The following is a 17,733-nucleotide window of genomic DNA, read 5'->3' as shown; positions in this document are numbered from 1 at the left end:
ACGACAAGAGGCCTCACATGATCTACGCACAACCCGGTACCCAGGGCTCGGTGGTCAGTTTCGCACCGCGCTATGGCAACTACATCGGTGGTGAATTCGTCGCTCCGGTGCACGGCAACTACTTCGTCAACACCTCGCCGGTGAACGGCTCGGTGATCGCCGAGTTTCCCCGTTCCGACGCGGCCGACATCGACAAGGCGCTGGATGCCGCGCACGCCGCCGCCGATGCCTGGGGCAAGACCTCGGTGCAGGCGCGCTCGCTGGTGCTGCTGAAGATCGCCGACCGCATCGAGGCGAACCTGGAGAAACTCGCCGTCGCGGAGACCTGGGACAACGGCAAGGGCATTCGCGAGACGCTCAACGCCGACGTCCCGCTGGCCGCCGACCACTTCCGCTACTTCGCCGGCTGCATCCGCGCCCAGGAAGGGGCCGCGGCGGAAATCGACGAACACACCGCCGCCTACCACTTCCACGAGCCGCTGGGCGTGGTGGGGCAGATCATCCCGTGGAACTTCCCGCTGCTGATGGCGGCCTGGAAACTGGCCCCGGCGCTGGCGGCCGGCAACTGCGTGATCATAAAGCCGGCCGAGCAGACGCCGCTGTCGATCACCCTGCTGGCGGAGATCATCGGCGACCTGCTGCCGCCGGGTGTGCTCAACATCGTCCAGGGTTTTGGCAAGGAAGCGGGCGAGGCGCTGGCGACCAGCACGCGCATCGCCAAGATCGCCTTCACCGGCTCCACCCCGGTGGGTTCGCACATCCTCTCCTGCGCGGCGAAGAACATCATCCCGAGCACCGTGGAGCTGGGCGGCAAGAGCCCGAACATCTACTTCGAAGACATCATGCAGGCCGAGCCCTCGTTCATCGAGAAGGCCGCCGAAGGCCTGGTGCTGGCGTTCTTCAACCAGGGCGAGGTGTGTACCTGCCCGTCGCGCGCGCTGGTGCAGGAATCGATCTACGAGCCGTTCATGGCGGCGGTGATGAAGAAGGTGAAGGCGATCAAGCGCGGCAACCCGCTGGACACTGACACCATGGTCGGCGCGCAGGCCTCGCAGCAGCAGTACGAGAAGATCCTCTCGTACCTGGACATCGCCCAGCAGGAGGGTTGCGAAGTGCTCACCGGCGGCGCCGCCGAATCGCTGCAGGGCGACCTGGCCAACGGTTATTACATCCAGCCGACGCTGCTCAAGGGGCACAACAAGATGCGCGTGTTCCAGGAAGAGATCTTCGGCCCGGTGGTGGGCGTGACGACCTTCAAGGACGAGGCCGAAGCGCTGGCGATCGCCAACGACACCGAGTTCGGTCTGGGTGCGGGCCTGTGGACGCGCGACATCAACCGCGCGTACCGCATGGGTCGTGGGATCAAGGCGGGTCGGGTGTGGACCAACTGCTACCACATGTATCCGGCGCACGCGGCATTCGGCGGCTACAAGAAGTCGGGCGTGGGCCGTGAGACGCACAAGATGATGCTCGACCACTACCAGCAGACCAAGAACCTGTTGATCAGCTACAGCACCGAGCCGATGGGCTTCTTCTAGACATCGCTCATGCGGATGGGCAAGCGCGTTGTGCATGGGCCGCTTGCCGATCCCGCGCAAGCCCTCGCTTCGTCATGGGGCGAGGGCTTTGCCGCAAGCGAGCGCTAGCGGCACATCCAGTCCTAGGCCAGATGCACGATGATCTGGACCAGTCCCAGTAGCAGCAGAACGAACAGCAGGGTGGCGAGCATTCCGAGAACGATGAACTGCCAGGCGCGTCCGCGGCTGAAGTCTCGGGCACGGTTGCGCGCGCTTTGGACGCCCAACGCTGCAGCGGCCAGGCTCTGAGCCAGTTCGCGCAGGCGCAGGGGCTGTTTGGGATCGTCGTTCACGGACACCTCCATGGCTTTCGCGCGTCAGAGGGCAGATTGCAGCGCTTGCTCGATTTCGGCCCGACTACCGGGGCGGACGAGTCGTGCGACTTCGACGCCGTCGCGCATGAAGATCAGTGTAGGCCAGAGCTTGACCCCGAAGGAGCGACCCAGGCGACGCCCCTTACCGTCCTCAATCTTCAAATGGGTAACGTTCGCGCCGAGCGCGGCTTCGATCAGCGGCTGGGCGGCGCGGCAGTGTCCGCACCAGTCGGTGCCGAACTCCAGTATCAGCGCTCCTTGCTGGCTATCGATCCAGGTGCGTTCCGGGGCCTGGCTCTGATAGGCGTTGGACATGTATTTACCTCGATGGGGCGATAGCCGCCCAGTGCCGCGACGCTCAGATGGCCCGATCGAAGTACAGGTGCGTGCGGGTGAGGGCGGCGACGGTCTCCAGGTATTGGCGAACGCGACCGGGCATGCGCAAGGTGCGCACCATGCTCAGGTTGCGCAGTGTGGGGTAGAGCATCACGTCGTCCCAGCCGAGCAGATGCTCGACCGTCGGTAGCGGGGGCAAACCGTCCAGACACTGCTCGACGAGGATGCGCAATTCATTGCTGCGCGCCAGGGCTTCGTCGAACGAACAACCCAGGATCTGCTCCTTCTTGCGCTGGAAATAGTCGCGGGCGGATTGGGTGGCGAACTCGGGCAGGCCGAGGGCGATGTTGCGCGGGAACAGCAGCCCGCTGATCGCCGGCCGCACGGCCTCCAGCGCCTGCAGCGTCGCGTCGATGTCACTGCGTGCCCGCATGGGGCGAGCCGGATTGCCGATCTCGTCCAGGCGGTGGGCGATGTCGAGGCTCTCGCCCATGCAGGTGCCGTCGTCGAACTGCAGGATGGGCACCTGTTTGGCGCCGATCAGCGCGAAGCAGGTAGCTTCGTCGTCGTTGAGCAGGTAGACCTTGTCGTGCGCCACTTCCTTGTAGTTCGCGAGCATGTCGGCACGCAGGCAGAACGGGCAGTGATCGTACTGGTAAAGCTTCATCGCAGACTCCTAGGCCCTATGGCCGGAGTCGCGACGGGCAGCGTGCCTGGCACGGCCACGAAAACCGGCGTGATTCGGCATTCTGCCATGGATCGCGCCGATGCTGGTCATTTCACGGCAGTTGGCGATGCCGGATGCGTAGGGGCGCTTCGCTGCGCGCGCGCAACTGGCCGCAGCCACCGTCAACGTCCTGCCCCGCTGAATTGCGCACCTTGGTGAGGATGCCGCGGCTGTGCAGGTGGCGGACCATCTGCACGATGCGTTCACCGTTAGGGCGACGGTACGCGTCCCCTTCGAGGGCGTTATAGGGGATCAGGTTGAGTACCGCGTACTTGCCGTGCAGCAGTCGCAGGATGCCTTCGAGTTCGTCGTCGCCGTCGTTGATCCCGGCCAGCAGAGTCCATTGGTACTGAATCGGATAGGCGGTCTCCCGGGCGTAGCGTTCACCGGCCTCGACCAGTTCCTCGGGGCTCAGCGGTGGCGCCTTGGGCAGGAGCTGGCGGCGGCGGGCGGCATCGCTGCTGTGCAGCGAGAGTGCCAGCGCCGGCTTGACCCGCTCGCGCGGCAGACGCTCGAAAACGCGGGGATCGCCGACCGTGGAAAACACCAAGTTCTTGTGGCCGACGCCGCCGTCCCGACCCAGCAGGTCGATCGCCTCGACGACGTTGTCGAGGTTGTGCGCGGGCTCGCCCATGCCCATGAATACCACCTTCTTGACGGTGCGCAGACGTCGCGCCAGTGCGACCTGGGCGACGATCTCGGCACTGCCGACCTGACGCAGCAGGCCGCTCTTGCCGGTCATGCAGAATACGCAACCGACGGCGCAGCCGACCTGGGTGGAGACGCAAAGGCCATCGCGCGGCAGCAGGACGCTTTCCACTCGCTGTCCATCGGCCAGGCGCACCAGCAGACGCGCCGAGCCATCACTGGCGGGGTGGTTGGACTCCATCTGGGCGAGCGTTTCGAAGCGCTGGTTCAGCTCGGGCAGGGCCTGGCGCAGGCTCAACGGCAGGAAGTGCTCGGCCTGCTGGCGACGGGTGCAGGCGTCCAGCGGCCTACCTTGCAGCCAGGCTCGGCTGATACGGTCGATGTGGCGCGGCTTGGCGCCGTGGTCGGCGAGCTGCTGGTAGAGGTCGGGGATACGCATGGGCCGGCGATCCTATCATCAGCCGCATGAGCAGGACACTATTGCGGGGCCAGCGATTCGAGCTGGGCTGTCGCGGCGGAGAAGACACGGTTGCGCCCGGCACGCTTGGCAGCGTAGGTGCGCTGGTCGGCGGCATGCAGCAGTTGATCCAGGCTCTGGCCATCCTGGCCGAGGCTCGCGACGCCGGCACTGAAGGTGAGGGTGGTGTTTTGCCGCTCCAGCTCCAGGGACGTTTCCGCCAGTCGCTGCTGAAGCTCCTCGGCCAGCGCAGTGGCTTGTTGCGCATCGGCACCGGGAAGCAACAGGGCGAACTCTTCGCCGCCGAGCCGGCAGAACAGATCATTTTCACGCAGGCGACCCGAGAGTGCGTCGCTGAAATGCTGCAGTGCCTTGTCCCCCGCCTGATGGCCGTAGCGGTCGTTGACCTGCTTGAAATGATCGATATCGAGCATCACCAGTGAGAGCGGCCGTGCGTTACGTCGAGCGTGGGCGCGTTCGCGGTCGAAGATTTCCTGCAAGCGCATGCGGTTGCACAGTCCGGTGAGCACGTCGGTGCTGGCGAGCTGCATCAGGCGTTGCTCGTTCTCCAGGCGGCCACGCTCGTAGAAGTGCGAGAACACCATGATCGCCAGCGAGGAGATCAGCACGTTACCGAGCAGCGCCAGCTGGTCCAGTATGTCGCCTGCCAGGTGCGTGCGGGCGTAGAGCAACACGCCCAGGATGACGAACAGCAGACTCATCAGCAGCCCGGAGCGCAGGCCAAGCAGCAGGTAGCAGATGATCGGAATCGTCTGGATCCAGGCGAACATGGTGAAGGTGGCTTCCGGCGTGGCGATGGCCAACAACATGATCGCGAAGAATGGCATCAGATAGATGATCGCCCAGCGTCGCAGGTGATGGGTATGCTCGATGATGCGTAGCAGTGAGGCGGAGAAAGCCGCATAGGCCAGCTCGCAAAGGCTCAATAGCCACAGCTCGCGCAAGGCGTTGAGCACGCCAAAGCCCAGGCCGCAGACGAAGGTGATCCACACCAGCCCCTTGAAGACGAGGCGCTTCTGGCGTTCGGTGCCTTCGAGTACTGGAATCATCGAGGGATCCGTGATGGCAAGCGGGTACGCTGCGAGCGAAAATGGGAACAGGTGCCGGGCATGTCCAGCGGGGCGCCAGTTTAGCCGTTGGCGGCCCATTCGGCGAATCCTCGACGCTCTGCGGTGACGCCTGCGGGCGCTGCGGGTATGCTCTGCACCCTTTGCCGGGAGAGCGGTGTCCATGAAGTTCATCCATCAACGCGAACAACTCGATGAGGGCGATCTGGTCATCATCCAGTGCTCGCAGCCTTGCAACATCCGCCTGATGAACGATGCGAACTTCCGCGCCTTCAAGAACGGTGGTCGGCATACCTACCACGGCGGCGCGTTCGACCGCTTCCCCGCGCGAATCACCGTGCCCAGCAGCGGTTACTGGAACATCACCCTGGACACGGTGACCCGTCGCGCCGCGAGCGTGACGCGCAAGCCCACGCTGGAGCACAGCATCCGCATCGTGCGTCGTTCGCGCTGAGCCGGCGGCGTACTCCGAGTTTCCCGAACACATGTCTGCTTATTTGAACAAGGGCAGCGCCGGTTACCGTCACGCCACCCTGGCGCTATTCTGTGCCGGTTTTGCCACCTTCGCGATGCTCTACTGCGTGCAGCCGTTGCTGCCGTCGCTCGCCGAGTACTTCCAGGTTTCCCCTGCCAGTGCCAGCCTGGCGCTGTCGCTGGCGACCTTGAGCCTCGCCGTTTGCCTGCTGCTGTCCGGGGCACTGAGCGAGAGCTGGGGGCGCAAGCCGGTGATGGCCGCGGCACTTGGCCTGGCCAGCCTGCTCGGGTTGGCCTGCGTGCTCGTACAGTCCTGGTCCACCCTATTGCTGCTGCGCGCCATGCTGGGACTGGCCTTGAGTGGTCTGCCGGCGTTGGCGATGGCCTACGTCGGCGAGGAGTTCGACCCGCAGGCGCTGCCTGCGGCAATGGGCCTGTATATCGGCGGCACGGCCCTGGGTGGGCTGCTTGGGCGTTTGCTCGCTGGCCTGCTGAGCGATCTGGGCGGCTGGCAATTGGCCCTGGGCGGCATCGCCGGTCTGGGCTGGGCGGCGTTGCTGGCGTTTCTCTGGCTGTTGCCACCCTCCCGGCATTTTCGCGCCCAGCCGCTCTCGTTGCGCGGCTTGCTGGGAAACTTCGCGATGCACCTGCGCAATCCCCCACTGCGGGTGCTGTTCTCCCAGGGCTTTTTGCTCATGGGTGGCTTCGTGGCGCTGTTCAACTACGCCGGCTTCCGCCTGGCGCAGGCGCCGTTCGGCCTGTCCTCGACGGTCATCGGCCTGCTCTTTACGGTCTACCTGATCGGCATCTTCAGCGCCGGCTGGGCCGGGCGCCTGGTGCCACGGTTCGGTGCGCGACGGGTGCTGCGCGGTGGCGTGGCGCTGATGCTGACGGGGGTCGCCTGTTGCGCCGCGCCCTGGCTGGGCATGGTGGTGCTCGGCCTGGGCCTGGTTACCCTGGGCTTCTTCGCCGCCCATGCGGTGGCCAGCGGCCAGGTCGGACAGCGTGCCGAGGGCGCTCGAGCCCAGGCTTCGGCGCTCTATCTGTGCGCCTACTACCTGGGCTCGAGCCTGGTCGGCTATTGCGGCGGCTGGGTCTGGGAACACGCCGGATGGTTGCCGCTACTGAGCCTGCTGAGTCTGCTGTTCGTCACTGCGGGCTGGCGCGCCGGACGGCTATGACGTCGGTTCCGCCGGAACCAGGTTGCGCAGCGTCGGCGGCGGGGTAATGCCCATCGAGACGTAGATGCTGGTGAAGGCATCGATGCCGATCTGCGCGGGACTGACGCGGTCGACGGGAAGGTAGATCAGCCCGCCGCCAATCGGAATCGGCGCGGTGGGGATCAGTACGGCGTAGTGCGGCTGCCCCTCGATGTCGACCGGTTCGGGGTTGGGCATCAGTGCCAGGACCTTGGCAGCGTCCTCGCCGAACGAGCACCATACGGGACTCATGGCGGCGATATCGGCGTCTTCTTTCTTGTCCAGCAGGCTGACGAAGCGATCGGCGAGGTTGTACAGGTTGCCCAGCAGCGGGATGCGCCGCAGCGTCAAGTCGACCAGTCGCGCCAGCGGACGCTTGAGGCCCAGCTGTACGGCCAGGCCCAGCGGGTAGATGGCGGCGATCAGCACCAGGGTGCCGATCAGGTAGGCGAGCAAGGGGTTGCTCACCAGTGTCAGACCCAGGGCAGAGAAGACGCGTCCGGCCTCGCTCGCGGGGCCGGCGAAGCGATTGAGCAGGCTGACCAGCCAGCTCACCAGCAGTAATGTCAGCGCCAGTGGCAGCAGGGCGAGAAGCCCGGCAAGCCAGGTGGTGACGATGGAATGGACGCCTTTCTTGATCAGCATGCGTGTGCTTTGCTCCGGAAGGTACGGGATGTCCGCGAATGTTCAGGCGGCATTCAGAGCCGATGCGGCAGGATAGAGCTCAGGCGGGGCTGCGAACAGACCCTTGTGGGGAGTGAGATGAGAGTACTGGTGGTCGAAGACGAGGCGCTGCTGCGCCATCACCTGCAGACGAGACTCTGCGAATTCGGACACGTGGCCGATGCTGCGGCCAGCGGCGAGGAGGCCTTGCGCTGCGTCGAGGCGTTTCGCCACGACGTGGCCGTGGTCGATCTGGGCTTGCCCGGCATGAGCGGAATGCAACTGATCCAGCGCCTGCGCGATGCTGGGCTGAACTTCCCGATCCTGGTGCTGACCGCCCGGGGCAACTGGCAGGACAAGGTCGAGGGGCTGGCCAGTGGTGCCGACGATTATGTCGTCAAACCCTTCCAGTTCGAGGAACTCGAGGCACGCCTGAAGGCGTTGCTACGGCGCTCGTCGGGCTTCGCCCAGCAGAGCGTGGCATCCGATTCGGTGTCCCTGGACCTCAATCGCAAGCAGGCCAGCAGTGGCGGCGAGGTGCTCAGCCTGACCGCCTATGAATACCGCATCCTCGAATACCTGATGCTGCATCACCAGCAGGTGGTCGCCAAGGACCAGCTGATGGAGCAGCTCTATCCCGACGGTGCCGAGCGTGATCCCAACGTCATCGAGGTCCTGGTCGGGCGCCTGCGGCGCAAGCTGGAAACCGCCAGCGGGCAACGGCCGATCGATACCGTGCGTGGCCTGGGTTACCTGTTCACCGAGCGTTGCCATTGAGGATGCCGTCCGGCGGCTTTTCCCTGCGTGGCCGGCTGATGGCCGGTGCCGCCGTGCTGGCGGTGCTGTTCATGCTGGCGCTACTGTCGGTGCAGTTGGCGTCCTTCGAACGCACCCTCGATGACGTCATCGAGCAACGCCTGGCCGCCGACGTTTCCACCCTGATCGGTTCGGCGCGCATCGTCGATGGCCAGTTGCTGATGCCCGATCGACTGCCCGACGAGGCATTCAACCTGCCTGACGCCAAGTTGCTGGGCTTCATCCACGATCGCTGGGGACGGCTCGTCTGGCAGTCGCGCTCGGCCTACGGTGAGTCGGTGGACTACCTGCCGCGCTACGACGGCCGGGGCACCGAGTTCCTCCTGGCGCGCGACCGCGACGGCGAGGAGTACTTCGTCTACGACGTGGAAGTGAGCCTGGGCAACAGCGACGCAGGGCGGTTCAGCTTCATCACCATGCAGCCGACCAGTGAGTACCGCAGCATGTTGGTCGGCCTGCGTGACCAGCTCTATCTGTGGCTGGGCGGCGGCCTGCTGGCCTTGCTCGGGTTGCTCTGGCTCGGGCTGACCCTGGGCTTTCGCTCGCTGCGACGGATCGGCGCCGAGCTCGATGGCATCGAGCGCGGTAGCAGCGAACGCTTGAGCGATCGACACCCCAGCGAACTGTTGCGCCTGACCGGCTCGTTGAACCGCCTGCTCGACGGCGAGCGCCGTCAGCGCGAGCGCTATCGGCATTCGCTGGGCGATCTGGCGCATAGCCTGAAGACGCCGCTGGCCGTCCTGCAGAATCTCAGCGACGACCTCGCCGGCGAAGGGCGTCCCGAAGCGCCGGTGATGCGCGTGCAGATCGAACGCATGAGCCAGCAGATCGGCTATCACCTGCAACGTGCGAGCCTGGGCCACAGCGGCCTGATTCGCCACCGTGTGGCGTTGGCACCGTTGCTCGATCAGCTCTGCAGCACGCTGGTCAAGGTTTACCACGGCAAGCGGGTGAATCTGACCCTGGCGCTGGCGGATGACCTGCAGGTGCCCATGGAGCAGGCGGCGCTGATGGAGCTGCTCGGAAACCTGCTGGAAAACGCCTATCGCCTGTGCATCAGCCAGGTGCGCATCGGTGCACGCTGGCAGGCGGGCGTCTGCGAGATCGTCATCGAAGACGATGGTCCCGGGGTGCCCACGGAGCAGCGCCAGCGCATCCTGCAGCGTGGCGAACGACTGGATGGCCAGCATCCGGGGCAGGGTATCGGCCTCGCGGTGGTCAAGGACATCCTCGAAAGCTACGGCGGCGAGCTGCAGCTGGACGAGTCGCGGCTGGGGGGCGCGCGCTTTCGTGTGAGTCTGCCTTAGCCGCTATTCCTCGCGTTGTTCGCCACTGTAGACCAGCGCGCCACGGCAGCGTCGGCACAGGTAGCGGCGCCCCTTGCCCACCAGCGCGTGGCGCTGTGCGGTGAAGGCGAATTCCCCGTCGGGACAGTCGCAGCGATACAGGTAGAGCGTACGCGGCGCGCGCTGTACCTCGTAGTGATGGCAGCGGTCGGGGGGTAGCCCATATACCCCGCGCATGATCAGTTGCCATTCCTTGCCGTGGGGGCGGATGCGCCCGCCGAACATCTGGTGGGCCACCAGATGGGCCACCTCGTGGGGCACGGTCTGCTGCAGGAAGTGCTCGCGATTCTCCCGATAGAGTCGCCCATTGAAGCGCAGGCGATTCTCCTGCAGATGCGCGACCCCTGCCTTCAGGCCGCGCAGGGCGAGGCTCACCTCGGGGCGCGGAAAGCGACGCTGGAAGAAGGCTTCGGCCTGGGCATAGCAGGCCTCGACCTTTTGCTGCAGGTGTTCGGGCATGGCGGAGCGGTGACTGTGACGTACGCGAATTCGCCATTATGCCCTAGAGCTGCGGAGGAACCTCGCGTGGGCGCTCTTCCTGCGTCGGATAGGCCTGGTCCTGTTCGACGCCACGCTGATATTCCGGCTGGGTGCCGAGGGTCCAGTAGAGGATCATCGACACCATCAGCGTGACCATCACCAGCAATCCCGCACCCCACAGGCAGGCACCGTAGAAGTAGCGTTTCTCGTGGGTCAAGCCGAGGAATACCGGCAGTCCACGGTACATCAGGTAGCTCGCGTGCAGGCCGGCGACCAGCAGCACGGCGATGGCTAGCCAGCGACTGGGATAGAGCGCGAAGAGCCCGGCGATGAAGAAGGGCGTGCACAGGTAGGTGACGAAGGCCACGCTCTGGTGCAGCGACGGACGGATGCCTTGCTCACGCGTCATGTAGCGCAGCAGTGCGCCCATCACGGCGACGCCTGCGAGGGTTGCGAGATAGAACAGGATGCTCAGGCGCAGCGCACTGGCGAAGGCCAGCGTGGTGCGTTCGACGCCGACCAGGTTCCAGCCGGTCAGCCAGGTGCCGAAGAACAGCGCCAGCGCAGGCGCCAGAGCCATCAGTAGCAGGTCGCGCAGGTACTGGGTGTCCTTGCGTTCCTCGTCGAAGCGGATTTCGCTCCAAGCCCGGTCGGGGCTGTGTAGCAGCGTGACGACATGGCTGTGCATGATGATTTCCTCGCAGCGTTGGCAGGCGACGCCCGCGAGGCGCGGGCGTCTACCTGTTTGGAGGCGAGGAGGGTGGAGCGGTTTCCCGTCTGGCGGGCCGTTCGTCGAATCCGTCTCAGGTGGTGTACATGGGCCCGAAGCCGACGCCCCAGAAGATCACCGAGGCGGCGATCATCGCGACCAGCACCACCAGGCCCACGGCCAGCACCGAACTGGCGAAGAGGAAGCCTTCGTCGCGGTGAATGTTCATGAAGGTGGGAATGCCGACGTACAGCAGGTAGGCGGTATAGCACACGGCGATGGTGCCGACCGCCATCGCCAGCCAGAGGTTGGGATACAGCGCCGCCAGGCCGCCGACGAACAGCGGGGTAGCGGTATAAGCGGCGAAGCACAGGCACTGAGCAATGTTGGGGCTGGCGTCGTAGGTGCGGGACATCCAGTGGATGAAGGCACCCATGAAGGCGACCCCGGCAAGCATCGCCAGGTAGGACAGCACCGCCATCTGCAGCGCGCTGGCCTCGGTCAGTCTGACCACCAGTCCACTGCCGTGGTCCCAGCCAACCCGAGTGGTGCCGATATAGGCGGACACCGCCGGAATGGCGGCAAGGAACAGTACGTGGGTGAGATACATCCGGCTAATGCTCTGCTCTTCGCCGCGGATGCTTTGCCATTCCCGGTCGGGGTGGGCGAACAAGCCCCAGAGGTGCTGGATCATGGTCGTCTCCTGTATCGCTGCTGGCGTCGCTTTGTGCGACCTTGTGTCGCAGTATAGAAGTGGCTGCAGCCCAGAAATGGCGAGGCTTAGAGTGTTTTGGACCAGCACCGTCAGCGGTAATAGCGCAAGAGAATTTCCATCGCCTGGTTGAGGTGTTGCATGTGCTCCGCATCGCCACCGCGATCGGGGTGGTGCAGGGCGGCAAGTTGGCGATAGCGCCGACGAACGGTCGCCAAGTCCGGCGCGCTGTGGACATCGAGCTGCAGTACCCGCAGGGCTTCGTCGCGGGCAGCGCAGGCATCCAGCCGTTGCCAGAGCCCCTTGAGCAGGCGATCCACGTCGTCCTCGTCGGTATCCTCGAGTTGCTGTTCGTCCAGGTAGTAGTCGCGCAGGGGATCGTTGCTGGCGAGCGCATCGTGACCCGGCAGGTAAGGGCGCAAGGCGATGCACAGCGGGCTGATCTGCAGGCTGTGTGTGCCTTCGGCGTGCAGCTGGTCGCGCAGCCGGTAGAGCGCGTTGAACAGGCGAAAATGCGTGCGGAACAGCGCCAGGTTGTCGCCCAGGCTCAGCGCCGGCAGCAGACCCTGCTGGCGCAGGTGCTGCAGCAGCGGGTATTCGGCGATGCCCTGGGGGGCGTGGCGCAGTCGCGTGAGGATCGCCTCGCTGAGCGCGTCCATCATGGCTGGCATTGCGCGACGCGTGGCGCTTCGATTGCGTGCGGATGGGCTGGGGGCGCGGCGTATTTCGGCGTAAGATGCCCGACCTTTTCGGCTTCACCGCGGACTCGATGCATCATGGGCAGCTCCCTTTCGGTCAATCAGAACAAACTGCAGAAACGCTTGCGTCGCCTGGTCGGCGAGGCTGTCGGTGACTTCAGGATGATCGAAGATGGCGACAAGGTCATGGTCTGCCTGTCCGGTGGCAAGGATAGCTACACCCTGCTGGATATTCTGCTCTACCTGCAGAAGGTGGCGCCGATCCGTTTCGAGATCGTCGCGGTGAACATGGACCAGAAACAGCCGGGCTTCCCTGAGCACGTGCTGCCGCAGTATCTGGCGGAGCTGGGCGTCGAGTACCACATCATCGAGAAGGACACCTACTCGGTGGTGAAGGAGAAGATCCCGGAGGGCAAGACGACCTGCTCGCTGTGCTCGCGTTTGCGCCGCGGCACGCTGTACACCTTCGCCGACGAGATCGGTGCGACCAAGATGGCCCTGGGGCACCACCGCGACGACATCGTCGAGACGTTCTTCCTCAACCTGTTCTACGGTGGCACCCTCAAGGCGATGCCGCCCAAGTTGCGCTCCGACGATGGCCGCAACGTGGTGATCCGTCCGCTGGCTTACTGCAGCGAGAAGGACATCGAAGCCTACGCCCAGCTACGCGAATTCCCCATCATTCCGTGCAATCTGTGCGGCTCTCAGGAGAATCTGCAGCGCCAGGTGGTCAAGGAAATGTTGCAGGGCTGGGAACGCAGCAGTCCGGGGCGCACCGAGATCATGTTCCGCGCGCTGCAGAACGTGCATCCCTCGCAACTGGCCGACCGCAACCTGTTCGACTTCGCCAGTCTGCGTATCGATGAGGACGCCACGCCGCGTTTCGTCGATGTCATGAGTCTGTAATCCATACGCCAGCACGTCCTGGTCCCTAGCGTTCTCGCGGAGTCTTTCGGCATGTCCCGTATTACCCCACTGCGCGCAGTCCCGCGTGACGGCCTCCCCTGGGCTTCAGCGCTGTTCCTGGCCCTGTGCCTGTCCGTGATGACGCCGCTCGCGCGGGCCGCCACGCCGGACGCGCAAGCGCAGCGCTTCGTCGACGCCTTGCTGGCGCGCATGACACTGGAAGAGAAGATCGACCAGTTGCGCCTGGTCAGCATCGGTCCGGACTATCCGCGCGAGCAGGCATTGGCCGACGCCCAGGCCGGGCAGGCCGGTGGGGTGTTCAACACCGTGGTGCCGCAGCAGATTCGAGCCTTGCAACAGGCCGCGCTGAAAAGTCGCCTGGGCATTCCGCTGTTCTTCGCCTACGACGTCACCCACGGCCATCGCACGGTGTTCCCGATCAGCCTGGGCATGGCCAGCAGCTGGGACCCGCAGAGCGTCGAGCTCAGCGCGCGCATTTCGGCGGTGGAGGCGGCGGCCGATGGCCTGGACATGACCTTCTCGCCGATGCTCGATGTGAGCCGCGAGCCGCGCTGGGGACGGGTTTCCGAAGGTTTCGGCGAAGATCCCTACCTGATCTCCCAGTATGCCCGGGCGCTGGTACACGGCTACCAGGGCGACGATCTCGCCGCGTCCGATTCGATCATGGCGGTGTTCAAGCACTTCGCGCTGTACGGCGCGGTGGAAGGCGGGCGCGACTACAACATGGTCGACATGAGCCCGCAGCGCATGTTCCAGGAGTACCTGCCGCCCTACAAGGCCGCGGTGGACGCCGGAGCCGGCGCGGTGATGGTGGCGCTGAGCGGCATCAACGGCGTGCCCTCGTCGGCGAATCGCTGGTTGCTGCGCGACCTGTTGCGCAAGCAGTGGGGCTTCGACGGCCTGGTGATGAGCGACCACGGCGCCATCTACGAACTGCAGAAGTACGGTGTCTCCGGGAGCGCCTCGGAGTCCTCGAAGCTGGCGCTCGATGCTGGCATCGAGATGGACATGAGCGACGACTACTTCCATCGCGAGTTGCCGAAGCTGGTGCGCGATGGCCAGGTGTCCGAGGCCGAAGTGGATGCGGCCTGTCGCGACGTGCTGCTGACCAAATACCGACTGGGACTGTTCGCCAACCCCTGGCGGCGCCTGGGTCCCGAGGGCAGCGATCCGGAGGATACCCACGCCGAATCGCGCATGCATCGCGAGGCGGCGCTGCAGGTGGCGCGCAAGAGCCTGGTGTTGCTGAAGAACGATAAGGAACTGTTGCCGCTGGCCAAGCAGGGTCGCATCGCTCTGGTCGGTCCGCTGGCCGACAGCGGCCAGGACATCATCGGCAGTTGGTCCGCGGATGGTTACGCACGCCAGGCAGTGAGCGTCTACCAGGGCCTGCGCGATCTGCTGGGCAAGCAGGCCGAGGTGAGCCTGGCCAAGGGCGCCAACCTGACCGACGATCCGCGCATCCTGCACTTCCTCAACCAGTACGAGCAGACGGTCGAAGTCGACCCGCGTCCGGCGCAGCAGATGATCGACGAGGCCGTGGCCAATGCCCGCAACGCCGACGTGGTGGTCGCCGTGCTGGGCGAGTCGCGCGGCATGGCCCATGAGTCCTCCAGCCGCTCCAACCTCGATGTACCGCAGACCCAGCGCAGCCTGCTGCGCGCCCTGAAGGCGACCGGCAAACCGCTGGTGGTGGTCCTGCTCAACGGTCGCCCGCTGTCGATCGGCCCGGAGCTGGAGATGGCCGACGCGGTGCTCGAAGCCTGGTTCCCGGGGACCGAGGGCGGTCGTGCGGTGGCCGAGACGCTGTTCGGCGACGTCAACCCCAGCGGCAAGCTGGCGATGACCTTCCCGCGTTCGGTCGGGCAGATTCCGATCTACTACAACCCGCCGCGCATCGGTCGTCCCTACAACCCGGAAAATCCGAACAAGTACACCTCGCATTATTTCGACGACGCCTTCGGGCCCTTGCTGCCGTTCGGTTATGGGCTGAGCTACACCCACTTCCAGCTCTCCGCGCCGACGCTGTCGGGCAAGACCCTCAGTGGCGACCAGCGCCTGCGTGTCTCGGCCTGGATCGAGAACACCGGCAAGCGTCCCGGGGCTACCGTCGTGCAGCTCTACGTGGGCGATCTGCAGGCATCGATCGCGCGTCCGGAGAAAGACTTGCGTGGCTTCCAGCGCGTCGAGCTGGCGCCCGGCGAGCGCCGCGAGTTGAGCTTCGAAATCGGTCGCGAGGACCTGGCGTTCTACAACGCGCAAATGCAGCGCGTCGCAGAGCCGGGAGCGTTTCGGGTCATGCTCGGCCTCGATTCGCAGACGCTGCAAGGCGCCGAATTCACCCTGCGTTGAGCGGACCTGAGGAGAACGGATGCACGACTATCGCTGGCTGCACGAATACTGCCTGAACCGGTTCGGCTCCGAGGTTGCGTTGCGCGCGCAGCTGCCGCAGCCGCGCGATGCGGCGCAGTTGCGCGCCATGAGCGATGACCGCTATCTCTCGCAACTCAGCCTGCGGATCTTCCGCGCGGGGCTCAAGCACAGCCTGGTGGACGCCAAGTGGCCGGCCTTCGAGGAAGTCTTCTTCGGCTTCGATCCGCAGAAGGTGGTGCTGATGACGGGCGACCATCTCGAACGGATGATGCAGGACACGCGGCTGATCCGGCACCTGGGCAAGCTCTCCAGCGTGCCGCGCAACGCGCAGATGGTGCTCGACCTGGCGCGTGAGTACGGTAGCTTCGGCGCCTTCATCGCCGACTGGCCGGTGAATGATGTGGTCGGTCTGTGGAAGCTGCTGGCCAAGCGCGGCAACCAGCTCGGCGGGCTCTCGGCTCCGCGCTTTTTGCGCATGGTCGGCAAGGACACCTTCGTGCCGACCGAGGATGTCGTCGCCGCACTCAAGGCCCAGGGCATCGTCGACAAGGCGCCGACCAGCCTGCGCGATCTGGCCCAGGTGCAGGGGGCTTTCAACCAGTGGCATGAGCAGAGCGGCGGGGTGCCACTGTGCCAGCTATCGATGATGTTGGCGTATACGGTCAACCACTGACCGGGTCTGAGACCGGTTGTCGCACCTTTTTTCGTCGATTGCCGGGGGATTGCACCTCGATTCCGCGGCATCCGGAGGGTGTACGAAGGCGCTTAGATGGGGCGGGGTTACAAGAAAGTCACAAAGTTCCACGATAGAATTTGCAAATCGCCTCGATGGAAGGCATAGTCGCGCGATCATTTTCGACTGACACGGCTGTGCCCATGCGTAAGCGCTTCGCACCCCTCGTGCCCCTGATGCTCACTTTGCTCGCCACCGGTTGCGCCGTGCCCCATGCTCAGCACATCGCGGCGACCGACGATGGCGCCGTCGCAGCCAATCCGACGATGCCGCAGAGCCGGGCCAAGACGACTCGTACCTCCGACGATTACCGCCAGTTGCGCAATGCCTTCGAGCAGGCGCCGGAAGCGGAAGAAGACTTCTCCTCGATCACCGACGCCACGCCCTATGCCTTGCCGGTACTTGCCGACAGTATCCTCGAACGTGGCTTCGAGCTGGTTGGCACCCCCTATCGCTACGGCGGCGGTTCCACCAAGACCGGTTTCGATTGCAGCGGCTTCATCAACTACCTGTTCCGCGAAGAAGCGGGCATGCAGTTGCCGCGTTCGACCCGCGAGATGATCAAGTTCGAGGCGCCGGTCGTAGCGCGCGCCGATCTCAAGCCGGGCGATGTCCTGTTCTTCAACAACCGTGGCCGTGGTCGTGTCAGCCACGCCGGCATCTATATCGGCGACGACCAGTTCATCCACTCCGCCAGCAAGCGTGGCGGTGGCGTGCGCATCGACAGCCTCGACGAAGCCTATTGGCGTGCCAGCTACATGGAAGCCAAGCGCATTCTCGCCCTGGCGCCGACCCAGCAGAGCCTGGTCCGCGCGCGCTAAGTTGCGCGCGCCTTGCGACATCGACAGCGAGACGGCAGAGTAGCGCAAACTCGGCCAGGAACCCTGCCAATGCATGCCAAGGCCCGCCCGCTGCTGCTCTGCAGCCTCGCGCTCATCGCCGCCTGTTCATCCCGGCCCTCGACGCCGCCGCCCCAGCCTCGCGTTGTCGTGCCGGTTGGGCAGTTCTCCCCGAACTCCAATGACGTGTTGTTCCGTGCCATCGGCTTGGTCGGTACGCCTTATCGCTATGGCGGCAACACGCCCGACGGCGGCTTCGATTGCAGCGGCCTGATCGGCTTCGTCTACCGCGATGCGGCGGGTATCGGCCTGCCGCGCACCACTCGCGACCTGGCGCGGATGGACCTGCCGGAGATCAAGCGTGATGCCCTGCAGCCCGGCGACCTGGTGTTCTTCGCCACCGCCGGCGGCAGCAGCGTCAGCCACGCCGGTATCTACGTCGGCGAAGGCCGCTTCGTGCATGCACCTTCCAGCGGCGGTACGGTGCGCCTGGACTACCTGTCCAATCGTTACTGGCAGAACGCCTGGCTCGGCGGCATGCGGGTCATTGCGAATAACCACCTGGCGAACAACTAGCGCCTCGGTAGACAGCACATTTCCTTCCTGCGTGCGTTAAG

Annotated in this window: 20 protein-coding genes; 10 read left to right on the top strand and 10 right to left on the bottom strand. The window is 65.1% G+C overall.

Annotated features, from left to right (window positions below; all coding sequences use genetic code 11):
• Nucleotides 1-17: 17 nt before the first annotated feature.
• Nucleotides 18-1,538, top strand: coding sequence for an acetaldehyde dehydrogenase ExaC (gene exaC, locus ACYRGX_RS15430; protein WP_473053338.1), 1,521 nt, complete (start codon nucleotides 18-20; stop codon nucleotides 1,536-1,538).
• Nucleotides 1,539-1,660: 122 nt separating this feature from the next.
• Here exaC and ACYRGX_RS15425 read toward each other — a convergent pair whose 3' ends face one another.
• The 5 genes from ACYRGX_RS15425 to ACYRGX_RS15405 form a co-directional block, all read right to left on the bottom strand.
• The gene (locus ACYRGX_RS15425; protein ID WP_473053337.1) at nucleotides 1,661-1,870 is read right to left on the bottom strand and encodes a DUF2970 domain-containing protein; all 210 of its coding nucleotides are present in this window, start codon (nucleotides 1,868-1,870) and stop codon (nucleotides 1,661-1,663) included.
• Between the two features lie 24 nt (nucleotides 1,871-1,894).
• Entirely contained in the window at nucleotides 1,895-2,206 is a 312-nt protein-coding gene (locus ACYRGX_RS15420) for a thioredoxin family protein (RefSeq protein ID WP_473053336.1), read from the bottom strand.
• A gap of 43 nt (nucleotides 2,207-2,249) precedes the next feature.
• Nucleotides 2,250-2,894, bottom strand: coding sequence for a glutaredoxin 2 (gene grxB, locus ACYRGX_RS15415; protein WP_473053335.1), 645 nt, complete (start codon nucleotides 2,892-2,894; stop codon nucleotides 2,250-2,252).
• 112 nt (nucleotides 2,895-3,006) lie between these two features.
• Nucleotides 3,007-4,041 carry an RNA methyltransferase gene (locus ACYRGX_RS15410; protein ID WP_473053334.1) on the bottom strand — a complete coding sequence of 345 codons (1,035 nt, stop codon included), beginning with the start codon at nucleotides 4,039-4,041 and terminating at the stop codon, nucleotides 3,007-3,009.
• A gap of 38 nt (nucleotides 4,042-4,079) precedes the next feature.
• The gene (locus tag ACYRGX_RS15405) at nucleotides 4,080-5,129 is read right to left on the bottom strand and encodes a GGDEF domain-containing protein (protein WP_473053333.1); all 1,050 of its coding nucleotides are present in this window, start codon (nucleotides 5,127-5,129) and stop codon (nucleotides 4,080-4,082) included.
• Between the two features lie 181 nt (nucleotides 5,130-5,310).
• On the opposite strand from ACYRGX_RS15405, the gene ACYRGX_RS15400 reads away from it, so the two are divergent.
• Both ACYRGX_RS15400 and ACYRGX_RS15395 read left to right on the top strand, forming a co-directional pair.
• Nucleotides 5,311-5,601 carry a DUF1883 domain-containing protein gene (locus ACYRGX_RS15400; RefSeq protein ID WP_473053332.1) on the top strand — a complete coding sequence of 97 codons (291 nt, stop codon included), beginning with the start codon at nucleotides 5,311-5,313 and terminating at the stop codon, nucleotides 5,599-5,601.
• A gap of 31 nt (nucleotides 5,602-5,632) precedes the next feature.
• Nucleotides 5,633-6,802, top strand: coding sequence for an MFS transporter (locus ACYRGX_RS15395; RefSeq protein ID WP_473053331.1), 1,170 nt, complete (start codon nucleotides 5,633-5,635; stop codon nucleotides 6,800-6,802).
• On the opposite strand, the gene ACYRGX_RS15390 is transcribed toward ACYRGX_RS15395, so the two are convergent.
• A complete protein-coding gene (locus tag ACYRGX_RS15390; protein WP_473056707.1) occupies nucleotides 6,797-7,462 on the bottom strand; it encodes a DUF502 domain-containing protein in 666 nt (221 codons plus the stop codon). The two genes, ACYRGX_RS15395 and ACYRGX_RS15390, sit on opposite strands and share 6 nt — an antisense overlap.
• A 120-nt stretch (nucleotides 7,463-7,582) precedes the next feature.
• Between ACYRGX_RS15390 and ACYRGX_RS15385 the strand changes: the two genes are divergently transcribed.
• Together ACYRGX_RS15385 and ACYRGX_RS15380 are read left to right on the top strand one after the other, a co-directional pair.
• Nucleotides 7,583-8,260 carry a response regulator gene (locus tag ACYRGX_RS15385; protein ID WP_473053330.1) on the top strand — a complete coding sequence of 226 codons (678 nt, stop codon included), beginning with the start codon at nucleotides 7,583-7,585 and terminating at the stop codon, nucleotides 8,258-8,260.
• A gap of 2 nt (nucleotides 8,261-8,262) precedes the next feature.
• Complete coding sequence (locus ACYRGX_RS15380; protein WP_473056706.1) at nucleotides 8,263-9,606, top strand: ATP-binding protein; 1,344 nt, start codon at nucleotides 8,263-8,265, stop codon at nucleotides 9,604-9,606.
• Between the two features lie 3 nt (nucleotides 9,607-9,609).
• Here the strand turns inward: ACYRGX_RS15380 and ACYRGX_RS15375 are convergent, their stop codons facing one another.
• The 4 genes from ACYRGX_RS15375 to ACYRGX_RS15360 form a co-directional block, all read right to left on the bottom strand.
• A complete protein-coding gene (locus ACYRGX_RS15375; RefSeq protein ID WP_473053329.1) occupies nucleotides 9,610-10,104 on the bottom strand; it encodes a SprT family zinc-dependent metalloprotease in 495 nt (164 codons plus the stop codon).
• Nucleotides 10,105-10,147: 43 nt separating this feature from the next.
• Nucleotides 10,148-10,813: a Yip1 family protein gene (locus ACYRGX_RS15370; protein WP_473053328.1), complete on the bottom strand. Its 666-nt coding sequence runs from the start codon at nucleotides 10,811-10,813 to the stop codon at nucleotides 10,148-10,150.
• 115 nt (nucleotides 10,814-10,928) lie between these two features.
• Nucleotides 10,929-11,528, bottom strand: coding sequence for a Yip1 family protein (locus tag ACYRGX_RS15365; RefSeq protein ID WP_473053327.1), 600 nt, complete (start codon nucleotides 11,526-11,528; stop codon nucleotides 10,929-10,931).
• Nucleotides 11,529-11,638: 110 nt separating this feature from the next.
• Nucleotides 11,639-12,205: a DNA-J related domain-containing protein gene (locus ACYRGX_RS15360; RefSeq protein WP_473056705.1), complete on the bottom strand. Its 567-nt coding sequence runs from the start codon at nucleotides 12,203-12,205 to the stop codon at nucleotides 11,639-11,641.
• 117 nt (nucleotides 12,206-12,322) lie between these two features.
• Between ACYRGX_RS15360 and ttcA the strand changes: the two genes are divergently transcribed.
• The 5 genes from ttcA (at nucleotide 12,323) to ACYRGX_RS15335 (ending at nucleotide 17,692) form a co-directional block, all read left to right on the top strand.
• Complete coding sequence (ttcA, locus tag ACYRGX_RS15355; protein WP_473053326.1) at nucleotides 12,323-13,150, top strand: tRNA 2-thiocytidine(32) synthetase TtcA; 828 nt, start codon at nucleotides 12,323-12,325, stop codon at nucleotides 13,148-13,150.
• A 51-nt stretch (nucleotides 13,151-13,201) separates the two neighbouring features.
• On the top strand, nucleotides 13,202-15,523 hold the full coding sequence (gene bglX, locus ACYRGX_RS15350) for a beta-glucosidase BglX (RefSeq protein ID WP_473053325.1): 2,322 nt from the start codon (nucleotides 13,202-13,204) through the stop codon (nucleotides 15,521-15,523).
• Between the two features lie 19 nt (nucleotides 15,524-15,542).
• Nucleotides 15,543-16,217 carry a DNA-3-methyladenine glycosylase I gene (locus ACYRGX_RS15345; RefSeq protein WP_473053324.1) on the top strand — a complete coding sequence of 225 codons (675 nt, stop codon included), beginning with the start codon at nucleotides 15,543-15,545 and terminating at the stop codon, nucleotides 16,215-16,217.
• Between the two features lie 236 nt (nucleotides 16,218-16,453).
• A complete protein-coding gene (locus tag ACYRGX_RS15340; RefSeq protein WP_473053323.1) occupies nucleotides 16,454-17,098 on the top strand; it encodes a C40 family peptidase in 645 nt (214 codons plus the stop codon).
• Nucleotides 17,099-17,167: 69 nt separating this feature from the next.
• Nucleotides 17,168-17,692 (top strand): C40 family peptidase, encoded by a 525-nt coding sequence (locus ACYRGX_RS15335; RefSeq protein ID WP_473053322.1) that lies wholly within the window; start codon nucleotides 17,168-17,170, stop codon nucleotides 17,690-17,692.
• Nucleotides 17,693-17,733: the final 41 nt, after the last annotated feature.

The organism is Pseudomonas sp. R4-15 (assembly GCF_055768815.1).
This window is presented reverse-complemented; position numbering and strand designations above follow the sequence as displayed.

Excerpts from the sequence above, each read along its gene's own strand:
- ACYRGX_RS15370 (WP_473053328.1), bottom strand. The coding sequence starts at position 10,813 with ATGCACAGCCATGTCGTCACGCTGCTACACAGCCCCGACCGGGCTTGG.
- ttcA (WP_473053326.1), top strand. The coding sequence starts at position 12,323 with ATGGGCAGCTCCCTTTCGGTCAATCAGAACAAACTGCAGAAACGCTTG.
- ACYRGX_RS15335 (WP_473053322.1), top strand. The coding sequence starts at position 17,168 with ATGCATGCCAAGGCCCGCCCGCTGCTGCTCTGCAGCCTCGCGCTCATC.
- ACYRGX_RS15385 (WP_473053330.1), top strand. The coding sequence starts at position 7,583 with ATGAGAGTACTGGTGGTCGAAGACGAGGCGCTGCTGCGCCATCACCTG.
- ACYRGX_RS15375 (WP_473053329.1), bottom strand. The coding sequence starts at position 10,104 with ATGCCCGAACACCTGCAGCAAAAGGTCGAGGCCTGCTATGCCCAGGCC.
- ACYRGX_RS15345 (WP_473053324.1), top strand. The coding sequence starts at position 15,543 with ATGCACGACTATCGCTGGCTGCACGAATACTGCCTGAACCGGTTCGGC.
- ACYRGX_RS15420 (WP_473053336.1), bottom strand. The coding sequence starts at position 2,206 with ATGTCCAACGCCTATCAGAGCCAGGCCCCGGAACGCACCTGGATCGAT.
- ACYRGX_RS15395 (WP_473053331.1), top strand. The coding sequence starts at position 5,633 with ATGTCTGCTTATTTGAACAAGGGCAGCGCCGGTTACCGTCACGCCACC.
- ACYRGX_RS15340 (WP_473053323.1), top strand. The coding sequence starts at position 16,454 with ATGCTCACTTTGCTCGCCACCGGTTGCGCCGTGCCCCATGCTCAGCAC.
- ACYRGX_RS15365 (WP_473053327.1), bottom strand. The coding sequence starts at position 11,528 with ATGATCCAGCACCTCTGGGGCTTGTTCGCCCACCCCGACCGGGAATGG.
- ACYRGX_RS15400 (WP_473053332.1), top strand. The coding sequence starts at position 5,311 with ATGAAGTTCATCCATCAACGCGAACAACTCGATGAGGGCGATCTGGTC.
- ACYRGX_RS15360 (WP_473056705.1), bottom strand. The coding sequence starts at position 12,205 with ATGGACGCGCTCAGCGAGGCGATCCTCACGCGACTGCGCCACGCCCCC.
- grxB (WP_473053335.1), bottom strand. The coding sequence starts at position 2,894 with ATGAAGCTTTACCAGTACGATCACTGCCCGTTCTGCCTGCGTGCCGAC.
- ACYRGX_RS15380 (WP_473056706.1), top strand. The coding sequence starts at position 8,263 with ATGCCGTCCGGCGGCTTTTCCCTGCGTGGCCGGCTGATGGCCGGTGCC.
- bglX (WP_473053325.1), top strand. The coding sequence starts at position 13,202 with ATGTCCCGTATTACCCCACTGCGCGCAGTCCCGCGTGACGGCCTCCCC.
- ACYRGX_RS15410 (WP_473053334.1), bottom strand. The coding sequence starts at position 4,041 with ATGCGTATCCCCGACCTCTACCAGCAGCTCGCCGACCACGGCGCCAAG.
- exaC (WP_473053338.1), top strand. The coding sequence starts at position 18 with ATGATCTACGCACAACCCGGTACCCAGGGCTCGGTGGTCAGTTTCGCA.
- ACYRGX_RS15405 (WP_473053333.1), bottom strand. The coding sequence starts at position 5,129 with ATGATTCCAGTACTCGAAGGCACCGAACGCCAGAAGCGCCTCGTCTTC.